13 protein-coding genes are annotated in these 14,082 nt (G+C 71.2%); 1 reads left to right on the top strand and 12 read right to left on the bottom strand.

Annotated elements, in window-relative coordinates; all coding sequences use genetic code 11:
* Positions 1-570: 570 nt before the first annotated feature.
* From ETD96_RS28460 to sodX, 6 genes are all read right to left on the bottom strand, one after another.
* On the bottom strand, positions 571-1,224 hold the full coding sequence (locus ETD96_RS28460) for a response regulator transcription factor (protein WP_138639574.1): 654 nt from the start codon (positions 1,222-1,224) through the stop codon (positions 571-573).
* Positions 1,221-2,357, bottom strand: coding sequence for a sensor histidine kinase (locus ETD96_RS28455; RefSeq protein WP_138639573.1), 1,137 nt, complete (start codon positions 2,355-2,357; stop codon positions 1,221-1,223). Before ETD96_RS28455 ends, ETD96_RS28460 begins: the two co-directional genes overlap by 4 nt.
* Complete coding sequence (locus ETD96_RS28450; protein ID WP_138639572.1) at positions 2,354-2,875, bottom strand: metal transporter; 522 nt, start codon at positions 2,873-2,875, stop codon at positions 2,354-2,356. Before ETD96_RS28450 ends, ETD96_RS28455 begins: the two co-directional genes overlap by 4 nt.
* Before the next feature lie 7 nt (positions 2,876-2,882).
* Positions 2,883-3,902 (bottom strand): ABC transporter permease subunit, encoded by a 1,020-nt coding sequence (locus ETD96_RS28445; RefSeq protein WP_138639571.1) that lies wholly within the window; start codon positions 3,900-3,902, stop codon positions 2,883-2,885.
* Positions 3,899-4,795: an ABC transporter ATP-binding protein gene (locus ETD96_RS28440; protein WP_138639570.1), complete on the bottom strand. Its 897-nt coding sequence runs from the start codon at positions 4,793-4,795 to the stop codon at positions 3,899-3,901. Before ETD96_RS28440 ends, ETD96_RS28445 begins: the two co-directional genes overlap by 4 nt.
* A 105-nt stretch (positions 4,796-4,900) precedes the next feature.
* Positions 4,901-5,281 (bottom strand): nickel-type superoxide dismutase maturation protease, encoded by a 381-nt coding sequence (sodX, locus tag ETD96_RS28435; protein ID WP_138639569.1) that lies wholly within the window; start codon positions 5,279-5,281, stop codon positions 4,901-4,903.
* Between the two features lie 174 nt (positions 5,282-5,455).
* On the opposite strand from sodX, the gene sodN reads away from it, so the two are divergent.
* Positions 5,456-5,857, top strand: a complete 402-nt coding sequence (sodN, locus tag ETD96_RS28430) for a superoxide dismutase, Ni (RefSeq protein WP_205719495.1) — start codon at positions 5,456-5,458, stop codon at positions 5,855-5,857.
* A 76-nt stretch (positions 5,858-5,933) separates the two neighbouring features.
* Here the strand turns inward: sodN and ETD96_RS28425 are convergent, their stop codons facing one another.
* Genes ETD96_RS28425 through ETD96_RS28400 form a run of 6 tightly spaced genes read right to left on the bottom strand, consistent with a single transcriptional unit; the run spans position 5,934 to position 13,991 of the window.
* Positions 5,934-6,407, bottom strand: coding sequence for a GNAT family N-acetyltransferase (locus tag ETD96_RS28425; protein WP_138639567.1), 474 nt, complete (start codon positions 6,405-6,407; stop codon positions 5,934-5,936).
* A 10-nt stretch (positions 6,408-6,417) separates the two neighbouring features.
* Complete coding sequence (locus ETD96_RS28420) at positions 6,418-7,653, bottom strand: enolase C-terminal domain-like protein (protein WP_138639566.1); 1,236 nt, start codon at positions 7,651-7,653, stop codon at positions 6,418-6,420.
* 17 nt (positions 7,654-7,670) lie between these two features.
* Entirely contained in the window at positions 7,671-10,841 is a 3,171-nt protein-coding gene (locus ETD96_RS28415; RefSeq protein WP_138639565.1) for a glycoside hydrolase family 38 N-terminal domain-containing protein, read from the bottom strand.
* 43 nt (positions 10,842-10,884) lie between these two features.
* Entirely contained in the window at positions 10,885-11,712 is an 828-nt protein-coding gene (locus tag ETD96_RS28410) for a carbohydrate ABC transporter permease (RefSeq protein WP_138639564.1), read from the bottom strand.
* A gap of 49 nt (positions 11,713-11,761) precedes the next feature.
* Complete coding sequence (locus tag ETD96_RS28405) at positions 11,762-12,730, bottom strand: carbohydrate ABC transporter permease (RefSeq protein ID WP_138639563.1); 969 nt, start codon at positions 12,728-12,730, stop codon at positions 11,762-11,764.
* A 4-nt stretch (positions 12,731-12,734) separates the two neighbouring features.
* Complete coding sequence (locus ETD96_RS28400; protein WP_138639562.1) at positions 12,735-13,991, bottom strand: ABC transporter substrate-binding protein; 1,257 nt, start codon at positions 13,989-13,991, stop codon at positions 12,735-12,737.
* Between the last annotated feature and the right edge of the window lie 91 nt (positions 13,992-14,082).

The raw sequence follows: 14,082 nt of genomic DNA, 5'->3' as shown, positions 1-14,082 counted from the left end.
CGGAGTGGGAGCGCGGGGCGCGGGCGGCGGCCTGGTCGTAGGCGTATACGTTGCGGTGCCGGATTGTGTCGGCCTGCGCCCAGCCTGGGGTGCGCTCCACACGCCTGTGGCCGCCGAGCTGGGCGTCTCACCGTCAACGGCCGCCAAGTGTGGCGCAAGAGGTTCACCGAGCACGGGCCAGCAGCATCGGCCGATGAGCCCCAGCCCCGACGTCCACCCTCGATCCTGCCGGACGAGGCCCCGGAAGCGGCCACCTTCACGTCGGAACAGACCCCGCCCGGCGCCGCACACTGGTCAACCTGACGCCGGTTCGCCTCTCAAGCCGCACCTCCGCCACCATCCGTCCGAGCAGGCCGTTGTTATGCAATGCGTGGACTGCCTTCGCCACCTTCAACATCGCGACGGCACCGAACTGCACCACCCGCACCACGCGACCGAGTTCAAAAGTTCCTGGCGCGATCGACAAGGCCGTCCCGACCGAACTGGGGTGCAGCCGGTCTGCGACAACCTGGCCACCCACAAGACACACGCCCGATGCCTACGACAGATTCCAGGCGCGGAACAGGTGGGTCAGGACGGGTCTACCAGGCGGTTCTCCCATGCCCAGGTGACGATGCCGACGCGGTTGCGCACTCCCAGCTTGGCCTGGATGCCTGACAGGTGGCTCTTGACGGTGCTGAGCGAGATGAACAGCTCGGCGGCGATCTCCTGGTTGGTGCGGCCTCGTGCGAGCGCGCGGACGACTTCCAGTTCGCGGTCCGACAGGGGCGGCTGGACGGTGCGTGGTGGTGCCGAGGCAGCCGTCAGATGCCGCAACAGGCGGACGGTGACCGAAGGCGAGACCAACGCCTCGCCGTTGTGGGCGGCGCGGACCGCCTCGACGAGGAGTGCGGGCCCGGCGTCCTTGAGGATGAAGCCTGCCGCGCCGCCGCGCAGCGCGCCGTAGACGTACTCGTCCAGGTCGAAGGTGGTGACCACGACGACACGCATCGGGTCGGTGGTCCTCGGGCCTGCCAGTGCGCGGGTCACCTCGATGCCGTCGAGCCGGGGCATCCTGATGTCGACCAGGCACACGTCCGGGCGCAGTCGGCGCGCCAGAGCGACCGCCTCTGCCCCGTCGGACGCCTCCCCCACGACCGTGATGTCGGGCTGGTCCTCCAGGATCAGCCGCAGCCCGCGGCGGACCATCGCCTGGTCGTCGGCGAGGAGAACCGAGATGGTCACCGGCGCTCCCCCGCGGGCAGCGTCGCTCGCACGGACCAGCCGCTGCCCGGGCGCGGCCCTGCCTGCAGTGAGCCGCCGAGCGACTCGACGCGTTCGCGCATGCCGATCAGGCCGTAGCCGCGGTGGGGGTGCCGAGCCACGGGTGTCGGGGCGTCGTCGGTGACCTCGATGGTGACGCCCTGTGTGCCCTGGTCGACGGTGACCGTGACCGATCGGGCCTTGGGCGCGTGCCGCAGGACGTTCGTCAGCGCCTCTTGCGCGACGCGGTACACGGTGGTCGTCACCTCCGGGGGCCATTCGTTCTCGTCCGGCATGGTCAGCGTGACCTCGGGGCCCTGGCGGCGGAAGCGGTCGATGAGTGCGCCAAGGCCCTCCGGTCCGGGGGACGCCGGTGCCGCGTCGTCGGTGTCGCGCAGCAGGCCGACCACCCGCCGCATCGCGGCCAGGGCGTCGGTGCCCGCGGCCTCCATCTCGCTGAGGTACTCGCCCACCTGCTCCGGGTTGCGCCGCGCGACCACCTGGGCGCCCTGCGCCTGGAGCACCATGCCCGTGATGTGGTGCGCCACGACGTCGTGCAGTTCCCGGGCCAGCTCCAGCCGCTCCTCTCGCCGGACCTGCTCTGCGGTCGCGCGCTCCCGCGCGTCCAGTATCCGGAGGGAGAGCCCGGCGCCGACTGCGGCCAGCCAGATCGGGCCGTCCAGCACCGTCACCGCCGCGAGTTCGGAGAACGGCGGCCCGGCGGCCAGCTGACCGGCAAAAATCAGCGCCGGTCCGGCGGCCGTGATGGCGGCGGCCGGTGCCGGCGGGAGGGTTCGGAGGGCGGAGGCGGTCAGTACCGCCAGCCCCACTGCCATGGCCGGGCTGGGTTCGGCGGGAAGGTCGGAGCCGCTCAGGCGGGTGGTCGCGATGGCCGCCGCCGCGAGGACGAGCCCCGCGACGGCCGGCCAGAGCGGTCGGCGCAGCCCGGCCAGGGCCGTGAGGCACACCGCCGCCGCGAAGGCGCAGCCCGGCGCCCAGTACCAGCTGCCCCAGCTCTGCGCGATGGCGGCGGCCTGCACGGTGATCGCCGTGAGGAACGCGGCACCGAGCCCGGTCACGGAGGCGCCCCGGACCCATCCCGCCGGAACGGTCATGTCCGCCAGGCTATCGGCGTGCCGGACGACCGGACGGGCGCGAGCACGCGCAGCAGCGGCCCGACGGCGAGCCCACCGGCCATCAAGACCGTGGCCAACACCGTCACTGCGGAGGGACCGGGGAGCCAGCTGAGCGCGATCACGGCGACGCTGCCCACGGCGATGCAGACGGCCGACGGCGCCGGCAGCGCTCTGAGGGCGGAACCGATGAGGACGGCCAGGGCCAAGGCCGTCGCGGGGGCGGGCTCCTGGGGCAGTTCTGTCGCCATGGACGTCGCTATTGCTCCGGCCGCCACGGTCAGGCCCGCGGCTGCGGGCCACACTCTGCGGTGTCCACGCAGCAGAGCCAGTCCGCACACGACGACCGCGACGGCGGTGGTGAAGAGCCAGTAGGCGCCGCCCCAGCTGACGGCGAGCATGAACGCCGTGAAGGCGATGCCCAGGGCGAACGTCAGGCCCAACCCGATGTTGAGCAGGATGTCTGACCGGTCGGCGGCATTTCTGCGGTTGTTCTCCATCAGTGGCTCACACCCGCCTGATGCGACGCAGGGCGATGGCGGTCAGGAGCGCGCCGGTCAGCAGGTAGAGGCCCGTCTCGGCCAGTTGGAACGACCAGTAGCGGTTGCCGGGCTGGTACTCGATGTCGACGTGCAGATCGAGGGCGGACAGGCACACCGCGGCGTCACCGAACGTCCCTCCGGCGCCGGTCTTGGACGGGGTGTCGAGGCACGCGTTGAACTTCTTCTCGCTGAGCGTCCGACCGTCGGCGGTGCGCATCGGGCTGGTGTCGCTGATCCACGCGTCGGGTGCGCCGGGTACTTGCAGGCCGCCGATGACCGGGGCGCCGGTGATGCTGCCGAGGTTCTTGGCCCCGTTGATGGCCTGGGCGGTCAGCGGCAGCGTCACCTTCTCCGATGGCATGAGGTGCGGTCGCACCATGTTCGGCACTGTGAACTGGACGGCGAGGAAGACGACGCCCGTGATGGCCATCGCCGGGAGCGTCCGGCGGACGAGGAGCCCGATGGTGGTCCCGAGAGTGAAGGCAAGGAAGGCGTAGCCGATCGGGGCGATGTTGCGGGCGCCGAATTCGATCGCACCGAACCGGTCGGACGCGACCTCGTCGTACGGGGCGGCCGCCCAGGTGAGCAGCAGGGCGGCTAGGCCCGTCACGGCCATCGCGGCGAGGGCGGTGAAGGCCATCCTGGCGATCAGCCAGCGGCGGCGGGTCACGCTCTGGCTCCACACCAGCCGGTGGGTGCCGAGTTCCAGTTCCCGGGCGATCAGCGGCGCTCCCCAGAACGCGCCGAGGACGACGGGGATCAGCCCGAGCCCGGCGGCCAGGAACAGCAGCGTGCTCCGGTAGCTCCCCGAGAACTGGCTCGCGGCCTGCGCGCACGCGGCGGTGTCGGCGCACCGGGCCTGGTAGGCGTCGTGGGCGTCCCGGATGTCCATGCCGAGGTACAGCAGGTAGGCGGCGATCACTCCGAGCCCGATGGCGCCGGCGAGCGCGTGGAGGCGGAACTGCCGCCAGTTCAACCAGATCATCGTGCTCCCTCCCCGGCCACGGCGCCGACCCCGGCGACGGGCGTGTTCGCCCGCGACATGTACGCGAGCACCAGCTCTTCGAGCGAGACGGGTCCGGCCCGGAGCGGGAGCTCCGACGCCGGGAGGGCCGTGCGCACGAGCGCACCGCCCTGCTCCGCCCGGACGACCTCGGCGCCCGCGGGAAGCCGGTCGAGATCGCCGGTCACCCGGTGGTGGCGGGCCAGCAGGTCGCGGACGTCCCCGGCCACCTGGACCCGCGCGTCGCACAGCACGATGAGGTAGTCGCAGACCTGCTCGATGTCGCCGAGCAGGTGCGACGACAGCACGGCGCTGGCACCGAGTTCGGCGACGAACTCCATCAGGTTCGCGAGGAAGCCCTGCCGCGCCAGCGGGTCCAGCGCGGCGGCCGGCTCGTCGAAGACCAGCAGTTCGGGACGCTTCGCGGCGGCGATCGTCAGCGCGAGCTGCGCGCGCTGACCGCCCGACAGCCGTCCCGCCTTCTGGCCGGGGTTGAGCCCGACCTGCGCGATGCGCCGCTCGGCCATGCCCTGGTCCCAGGACGGGTTCAGGCGCGCCCCCAGACGCAGATGGTCGGCCACGCTGAACGAGGGGTAGACGGGGGTGTTCTGCGCGACGAACCCGACCCTGGCCAGGTGCGCGGCACTCGCCGCCGGTGGGGACCCCAACACGCGCAGGGAGCCCGACGTCGGTTCCAGCAGTCCGCAGGCCATGTTCAGCAGCGTCGACTTGCCGGCGCCGTTCGGACCTACCAGGCCCACGATGCGTCCGGCCGGGACGTGCAGGTCGACTCCGCTCAGCGCCTCGCGCCGGCGGCCATATCGTTTCGTCAGTCCCTCGGCGTGCAGCATCGGGACGGGGTCTTCATGTGGCATGACGGCATCGTCGTCAACGGCACCGTCCCAGATCACCGGCCCAAAGCACGGTTCGCCCTAGCAGCGGTCGTACTTTCGGCCAGTTCGTCCCCGTCCCCGCCAGTCCTACGGCACGCGCTTCACCGGGAGGGGCCAGTAGCGGGCCAGGACGCGTCCCATCACGAGGCCGTCGGGGACGGCGCCGAAGTCCCAACTGTCACTGCGCCCGGGGGCGCGCTGGTTGTCGCTCTCCAGCCACCACCCGTCCCCGGCCCGGTGGTCGGCGCGCTTGACGATCAGCAGGTCCCGCCGCTCCGGATGGCGCGCCACGACGACGTCCCCGGCCTCGGGACGGACGCCGGTCCGCACGAGCAGCCAGTCCCCCGGACGCAGCCCCGGCAGCATCGCCTCCCCGCTGACCTCCACCGTCCGCACCCGCCCGCGCGCCCCGGCCAGCGCGAACGCCGCCGCCCCGGCCAGGCCCCAGAACAGCGTGCGGATCCGCATGGTCCTCCTCGTCCGCCCGCATAGTTCGGCGGGCGGCGGTCATGAACGGGAAGGAGCCCGGGCATCTCCGGGACCTAGGCCGAAATACCGAGTGCCCTGGGCGGACGCGTCCCGCGGCACAAGGGTAATGTCGGTGACCTGAGCATGATCCGCAACGAGGGAAGGGAATCGCAGGTGTTGCTCAAGCTTCTGCGCCCGAAGACCACGGTGTCCGCGCACTGCGACCTGCCGTGCGGCGTCTACGACCCGGCGCAGGCCCGGATCGAAGCCGAGTCGGTCAAGGCGATCTGTGAGAAGTACGCCGCCAACGAGGACCCGGAGTTCCGCTCCCGGGCGATCCTGATCAAGGAGCAGCGCTCCGAGCTGGTCAAGCATCACCTGTGGGTGCTCTGGACCGACTACTTCAAGCCGCCGCACTTCGAGAAGTACCCGCAGCTGCACCAGCTGTTCAACGAGGCCACCAAGCTGGCCGGCGCGGCCGGCACCAAGGGGAGCATGGACCCCAAGGTCGCCGATGACCTGCTGGGCAAGATCGCGGAGATCGACAAGATCTTCTGGGAGACCAAGCAGGGCTGACCTGGACGAAAGCTGAGGCCCGGCCGGCGGCTGGCCGGGCCTCTGCCATGTCCGGGATCATCTGCTATGTCCGGGATCAGCTGGAGCGGGCGGCCTTGGTGAGGGCGTCGCCGGTGAGGCGGTAGACCGTCCACTCGTCCTGGGGGCGGGCGCCGAGGGACTCGTAGAAGCCGATGGCCGGAGTGTTCCAGTTGAGGACGGCCCACTCGACGCGTTCGTAGCCGCGCTCGTCGGCGATGCGGGTGAGTTCGGTGAGCAGGGCCTTGCCGTAGCCGTGGCCGCGGACGTCCGGCTCGACGAACAGGTCCTCCAGGTAGATGCCGTGGGTGCCGTTCCATGTGGAGAACGTGAGGAACCACAGGGCGAACCCGACGACGCGCCCTTCGTGCTCTACGACGTGGGCGAAGACCTTCGGGTCGTCGCCGAAGAGGCGGGCGGTGAGCTGCTCCTCGGTGGCCTTGACCTCGTGGAGGGCGCGCTCGTAGTCCGCCAGTTCGCGGATCAGCCGCAGGATGTCCGGGACGTCGTCGGGGGTCGCGTAACGAATCACAGGTGGCAGGTTATTCGAGCGGCGCCAGTGGGACGGCCGGGTCCGCCCAGCGGTCGTTCGGGATGATCGGGTACCAGCCGGGGCGGCCCGGGTCGCGGTCGTAGGGGTAGCCGCCCAGTTCCTTGTACAGCTCGGCGTACTCGGCGAGTTTGTCACGGTCCAGGCGGACGCCCAGGCCGGGTCCGGTGGGCACGGGGATCCTTCCGTCGGCGTACTTCATGAGGCCGCCCTCGATGACGTCGTCGGCGAGGTGGTGGTAGTGCGCGTCGGCGGCGTAGGTGAGGTTGGGCAGGACGGCGCCGAGGTGCAGCATCGTGGCGAGCTGGATGCCGAGTTCCCCGGACGAGTGGACGGCGACGCCGATCTGGAACGTCTCGCACACCCCGGCCGCCTTCACGCAGGCCCGGATGCCGCCCCAGAACGTCGTGTCGAGCAGGACGACGTCCACGCTGCGGCGCAGCACGTTCGCGGCGAGCTGCTCGAAGTTCACGACGACGGTGTTGGTGGCGAGCGGGACGTCCACGCGCTCGCGGACGAGCCGCAGCCCCTCCAGGCCGAGGACGGGGTCTTCGAGGTAGTCGTTGTCGAGGTCCTCGATGCCCTTCCCGAAGCGCAGGCCCTCCTTCAGGCTGAGCACGGAGTTCGGGTCGTAGCGGAGGCCGTCGCCGGGGAACGCCTCGGCGAGGGCCCGGTAGCTCTCCAACTCGTGCTCCGGCGGGAACACGCCGCCCTTGAGCTTGTGGACGGTGAACCCGTGCCGGGCCTTCAGGTCGCGGGCGTGCGCGACGAGCTGCTCCGGCGTGCGGACCTCCGGGACTCCGCCGGGCCCCGGCGGCCGGAAGAACAGGTAGGACGCGAACGGGACGGAGTCGCGGATGCGCCCGCCGAGCAGGTCGTGCACCGGGACGCCGAGGTGCTGGCCGATGAGGTCCAGGCAGGCGAACTCGATGGCGGCGAGCATCTGCACGCGGTTGTCGTAGAGGCTCGCCGTCGGGTTGGCGATCTTGAAGCGGAGCGCCTCCAGCTCGAAGGGGTCGTGCCCCTCCAGGTGCGGGGCGAGGGCCTGGAAGGCGGCCTCGGCGCTCTGCCCGCCGCCGCCCATCTCGCCGAGCCCGATCAGCCCGTTGTCGGCCTCGACCTCGACGATCGTCCGGACGAAGCGGCCCCAGTGGGCGCCGTTGCTATGCAGGAGCGGCGCCTCCAGCGGCACGGTGACCGTGGTCGCGCGGATGCCTGTGATCTTCATGTGTCCCCGATCCGTGATCAACGCCGAACGGTGACGGTGGCGATGCCGCAGGCGGGCAGCCGGACCGTCATCGTGCCGTCCCGGACGGGAAGTTCCGCCGGGTCACGCTCCAAACCGCCGCTCAGCCGCGCGCTCACCGCGCCGGGCACGTGCAGCTCCGCCTCCACCGGGCCGGCGGCGAGCGACTGGAGCCGGACGGCGAGGCCGCCGCCGTCGCGGGCGCGGCCCACCGAGGTGACGAGCACGTCCGGGTCGTCGACGCGCAGGAACGTCCCCGACTCGGCCGCGGGCGCGGTGCCGGTGGCGAGGGTGGCGACGAACGGGTCGGTGAGGCCGGCGGCGGTGCGGGCGCCGAGGCGGCGGCCGGAGCCGGCGGCACCGGACGCGAACGCGTACCGGAAGGTCGTCTCGCCCTGCTGCTGGGACGGGAAGTTGGTGTCCCAGATGTTGTTCAGCGCCCACGAGTAGACGGTGCCGTCCTCGTTGTCGAGCGTGGGCGGGAACGGCGCGTACGGCATGTGGATGGAGCCGAACTGGACGAGCGGCGCCTCCAGCGTCGCCCACGCGACGGTCAGCTCGGGGTCCTCGAACGCGACCCAGTGCCGGATCGGGCGCATGTGCTCCGCCGACCCCGGGACGCTCGGGACGCCGGTGCCGCCGACGCCGCCGGTCAGCTCCCACGCGGCGGGCGGGCCGTCCACGGCGAACGGGAAGGAGAAGAACACGGCCTCCTTCGCCGCGGTGGGCTGCTTGCCGAGCTGGTAGCGGACGTCCACGCGCGGCACGCCCGCGTACAGGTCGATCGTGGTGCGCAGCCAGTCGACGCCCTTGCCGTGCAGTTCGATGACGAGGCGCTCGCCGGCGGGGGTGCGCTCGCACTTGGTGACGGTCGCGTGGGTGGCGACGGCCCGGTCACCGAGCATCGTCTTGTCATGGACGAGCATGTGCCCGGACATGTGGTTGAAATGCGGCGCGGTCGCGTACCGGTCGTAGATGTACTGCCCGAACCCGGCGATGCCGTCGGTGTTCACCAGCTCGCGGCCGGCGGCCTTGTCGAAGACCGAGGCGATGTGGCCTTCCTTGAGGTCGTAGGCGACGCGGTAGAACTCGTTCTCGATCGTCCCGTCCTGCCCGAGGTCGACCGGCTCGGCGGCCGCGGTCCCGGCGCGGACGACGTCGACGCGGACGTGCCCGTGGCCGGGGACGTCCGGCAGCACGGCCTCCAGGTGGCGGCCGATCGGGCGGGTGGGCCACTCGTCCGGGTCGACCTCCTCCTCGCGGTGCGGGACGGGCTCGCCGGTGCGGGCGTCCACGAGCGCGATGGGGACGTCCGCGGCGACGACGTCGCGGGGCAGGAACGCGCGGGCGACGTCGGTGCGGGCGGCCGTGCCCGGGTTGACGACGAGGAACGAGGCGAGCGCGTCCGGCGCGGGCCCGAACGTCGCGCCGAGCCGCCGCGCGCCGGCCTGGAGCAGGTCGAGGGCGTCGTCGTGGGCCTGGTAGCCGACCTGCGACTTGCGGGTCCACTGCAGGCCGCCGGAGTCGCCGCCCTCCTCGGCGTCCTCCCACGGGTTGGCGGCGCCCCAGGTGTGCTCGTCGAACAGCGCGGCCCGGTCGTACGCCTCGTCGATCAGCCGGGACGCCCCGGTCCGGTTCCCGGAGCGCAGCTCCAGCGGAGCGGAGGGAAGCGGACCGGCCGGCTCTTGCGGGGGGTGTGGGGGGTCGTCCCCCCACGAGAAACCGGTCCGCTCGTCGCCGCGCTCGTCGGCGAGGGCGTGCAGCGTCTCCGCCGACCGCAGGATGTTCTGCGCCCGCCGGACGTAGCCGAGCGGCCGGGCGCCGGAGCCGAGGCCGTCGGCCCACCAGTCCGTCCAGTCGCCCTCGTGGGTCTGGAGCCGGTCGCCGTGGTGCTCCTCGACGTACTCGAAGAAGTCGGCGTTGGTCGCCATCCGCAGCCGCGGGTACGCCCACGTCTCGTTCCACCGCAGCGCGATGTCGGCGGGGACGATCGACGGCCCGGCGTTGTCGGCGTGCGCGCCCTGCACGCGCAGGTGGACGGCGTCCAGGAAGTCGGGGTCCTTGGCGGCGCCGACCTGGCCGGGCGCCGCGTACCAGCCGAACGTGCCGGGCCCGTACGGGTAGGGGCGGTCGGCGAGGGAGCCGAGGTAGCGGGGCAGCAGGTCCTCGGCGAGGTCGTAGGAGTCGACGAGGCCGACGGTGTTGCCCTCCATGTAGGCCATGCCGTGCGGGGTGTCGGTGAACCAGACGATCAGCTCGCCGCCGCCCGGCGACCGCCACCGGAACGGCCGCGCCAGCTTGTCGCCGCCGGTGATGTAGGGCACGGACCGCCCGGCCCAGTTGTGCGCGGCGGCGAGGTAGCGGACGCCGGCCGCGTTCAGGGCGTCCACCGTCCCGACGACGGCGCCGGGGATGTCGGTGTGCATCGCGGACCGGACCTCGATGCCGTACGCGCGCCGCAGGTCCTCGACGAAGCGGAGCTGGCGGTACAGCTCCTCCGTCGAGCACGCCTCCGTGTGCAGCTGCATCGGGAACGCGGTGACCTCGATGTTGCCCGCGCGCACCCGGTCGGTGAACTCGGCGACCTGGTCGGCGGAGCGGGTCGCGAGCCAGCGCAGCGCCGGCATCGACGACTCGACCGACCAGCGGAAGCGCGCGTCGTCCGGCCGCCCGTCGGTCTCCCGCGCGAGCCGCAGCGCCGCGTCGAGGTAGTCGAGGTGGTGCCGCAGGACGGTGCCCTGGGTGTCGGTGTAGCCGATGTCCAGGTGCGAGTGGTGGACGACGAAGACGTTCCACTTGCGCTGCGGGGTGAGGTCGAGCGGCGCGGCGCCGACGAGCCCGGTGGAGTCGCGCACCTCCAGGGTGACGCGGCGCGGGGCGTCCACCTCGGGGACGAGCAGCGTCAGCGTGCCGCCGTCCCCGGTGGCGGACGCGAGGTCGGCGTCGCCGTCCTTGAGGGCAACCTCCACGGCGCCGCCTCCGGAGAGGGTCACCCGGACGGCCTGCCGGAGCCCGCCGTCCTCGCCGCGCTTGAACAGCGGCAGCACGGCGGCGCGGACGGACAGCCCGCGCACGGCGAGCACCTCGGTGGAGGTGTCCTGGCGCAGCGCGTCGCGGATCCCGTCATAGTCGGGCGAACCGAGGCTCGCCTGAAGCAGACGACTCGTCATCGTTATGCGTCAATCTCTCTCTGGGGAGCGTTGGAGCGGGGCGTTAAAACTGGGCCAGGGTGAGGCCGCGGGTGAAGAGGCGTTGGGTCGCCAGGAACAGCACGACGGTCGGGAGGGAGACCACTAGCCCGGCGGCCAGTGCGATCGGTACGGGGGTTCCGGCGTACACGTCGGTGGTCAGCGCGGACAGTTCGGCCCACACCGGACGGACGGTCTCCGACTGGGAGAGCGTGAGGCCGAACAGCAGGTCGTTCCAGACGAAGGTGAACTCCAGGATGAACACGGCGGCGAGGGCCGCCGAGGAGAGCGGGAGGTAGATCCGCCAGAAGATGCGGAAGGTGGACGCGCCGTCCAGCCGCGCCGCCTCGAAGATCGACACGGCGACGTTGCCGAAGAAGTTGCGCATGACCAGCGCGGCCAGTGGCACGTTGATCGCCGAGTAGATGATGATCAGGCCGAGCCGGCTGTCGTAGAGCGACACCTCGCTGTAGCCGACGAACAGTGGGATGAGCAGCATCTGGAACGGCACCACCGTCCCGGCGAAGATCACCACGAACCAGGCGAAGCCGTGCTTGAGGCGCAGCACCACGATCGCGTATCCGGCGAGCGCGCCCAGCAGGACGGCGACCGCGGGCGAGACGACGCTGTACAGCAGGGTGCTGAGCAGCGTGTCGCCGACGGCGGTCCGGTCCCATGCCTGGGAGACGTTGTCGAACAGGCCGAGCGAGGACGGCGGCTTCACCGCGTCCGACGGGTCGTAGTCGCCGGCTGGCCGCACCGCGTTCGCGATGATCAGGTACGTGGGGAACAGCCACGCCAGGCCCAGCAGCGCGAGGACGGCACGGCGCAGGTTCAGCGTCAATCGGTTCATCGGCGCACCTCGCGGGGGACGGCCCCCCGCACCCTCCGGTTCGCTTCGCTCATGACTTCTCCTCCCCGCCGATCTGCCTGCGCAGGTACACGTACGAGGCGAGGCCGGTGACGGTGGTGAGCAGGACCGCGACCGCCGAGCCGTAGCCGTACTCGTTGGCGACGAACACGTCCCGGTACATGGTCACGGCGAGGGTCTCCGACGAGCGTCCGGGCCCGCCCTGCGTCATCACCCACACGATGTCGAAGTTCTTCAGCCCGGCGACGAGCGCGAGGCCGAACACGACCGTGGTGATCGGGCGCATCAGCGGCCAGATCACGTGCCGGAACATCGCCCAGCCGGACGCGCCGTCGATGCGGGCCGCCTCGATCGGCGCTTTCGGGATCGACTGGAGGCCGACGACGAACAGCAGCATGTTCACGCCGAGCTGCTGCCACGTCCACACGACGATCATCGCGATGGTGTTGCGGGGGCCGTCCTGCAGGAAGGCGGTGTCGCCGCCCGGCATCCCGAACAGGGTGAGGATCTGGTTGGCCATGCCGTCCGGCTGGAGGATGAAGCCCCAGATCACGCCGAGGCCGGCGCCCGACATCGCGTACGGGAGCAGGAACGGCAGCCGGAACCAGCCGCCGCCCTTGAGGTCGTAGGACAGCACCGCGACGAGCAGCCCGAGCCCCACCGGCAGGGCGACGGTCCCGACGACCCACAGCAGCGTGTTGCGGATGGACGTGACGAGCGCGTCGTCCTCGAGGAGCCGCTTGTAGTTGTCCAGGCCGGTGAATTCCGGTGACGCCAGCCCGTCGTAGCTGGTGAAGCTCAGGTACGCCGTCCACAGGAACGGCAGGTAGAGCAGGACGGCGACGAACAGGACGGCCGGGGAGACGTACGCGTGCCGGAACCGGCCGTGCAGCGCGAAGCCCTTCCCGGCCCGGCCGCCGCGCCCCGCGCGGCGGCCGGAGCCCGGCGCCTTCGCCACCGCCGTCTTCGGGCGGGTGGCGGTGGCCTTGTGCGTGCTCATCGGATCAGTTCGACTTCCAGTACGCCTCGTTCGCCTTCTGGATGCTCTTGAGGACGTCCATATAGGTCTCCGGCTTGTTCAGGAACTTGTCGAAGCCGCTCAGCGCCTCGGTGAGGACGGGTGAGGGCGCGGCCTCGAAGTAGCGCAGCACGAGCCGGTTCTCCGGCGACGCCGCCTCCTTGGTGACCGCGGTCAGCTCCGGGTCGGCGATCTTCACCTTGGGGTTGCCGGACACGTCGCCGCGCGCGTTCGCCCACTTCTCCTGCGCGGTGGGGGTGACCCACCACTTGAGGTACTTGGTGCTGGCCGCCGGGTCGGGGGCCTTGCGCAGCGAGCAGAGCGGGCCGCTCTCGAAGACCAGCGACCGCTTCGGCAGGGCCGGGTCGACGTTGGGGATGAAGAAGAACCCGTAGTCCTGGCCCTGCTTGAGGCCGCGCTGGGTCATGCTCGTGTTGAACCAGGTCCCGCTGATGACCATCGCGGCGTCGCCGGACTTGAAGTGGTCGGCGGGGTCGGCCTTGTCGCCGGGCTTGGAGAACCAGCCCTTGTCGATCATCGACTTCCAGCGCTCCATCACCTTCACCACGCCGGGGTCGGTGTAGGACGCCTCGCCCTTCGACAGCCGCTCGTACAGGTCGGGGTCGGTGCCGGCGAGGATCTGCTCGAACCAGGCGAAGGAGAACAGCGACGTCGGGGTGGTGTGGTTGAAGGGGACCTGCCCCTTCGACTTCAGCGTCTCCGCGGCCTTCTCCAGTTCCGCCCAGGTCGTGGGCGGCTTCACGCCGTGCTTCGCGAAGACCTTCTTGTTGTAGAACATGCCCCAGTAGGCGGTGTTCAGCGGGACGCAGTACTGCTTGCCGTCGACCGTGTAGTACTTCTTCAGGTCCTCGGTGAGGTCGCCGTTCTTGATGGAGTCCTGCCAGATGTCGGTGGTCTCGGCCACCTGGTTCTGCTTGACGATCTCCTCGAGACGCCCGCCGGTCGACCAGGTGAACAGGTCGGGCTTGACGTTCGTGCGGAACGAGGTCTTGATGAACGCGGTGTAGGTCGGCTCGTCGGTGTAGCCGACCGGTGTCATGCCGAGCCCGGTCTGCTGCTTGCCCAGGGCGGCCATCTGCTCGAAGTAGGGCTTCCAGGCGCCCTTGTCGTTGTACAGCTTGAGCTCGGACTTGCTCCCGCCGGAGTCGCCGGACCCGCAGCCGGCGGCGAGCAGGAGCGCGCCCACGGTGAGCGCGGTCGCCCGCAGTCGCTTGGACACCATGGTGGCCTCCTTCATCGGGCGCCGATGCCCGATCGGGGTGGTCGAAGGTTTCTGGGATGGGTGAACCGGCCGCACGGCGCAGGGCCGTGCG

The organism is Actinomadura geliboluensis (assembly GCF_005889745.1).
Lineage (GTDB): Bacteria > Actinomycetota > Actinomycetes > Streptosporangiales > Streptosporangiaceae > Spirillospora > Spirillospora geliboluensis.
The sequence above is the reverse complement of the archived record's forward strand: the minus strand, read 5'-3'. Positions and strand labels throughout refer to the sequence as shown.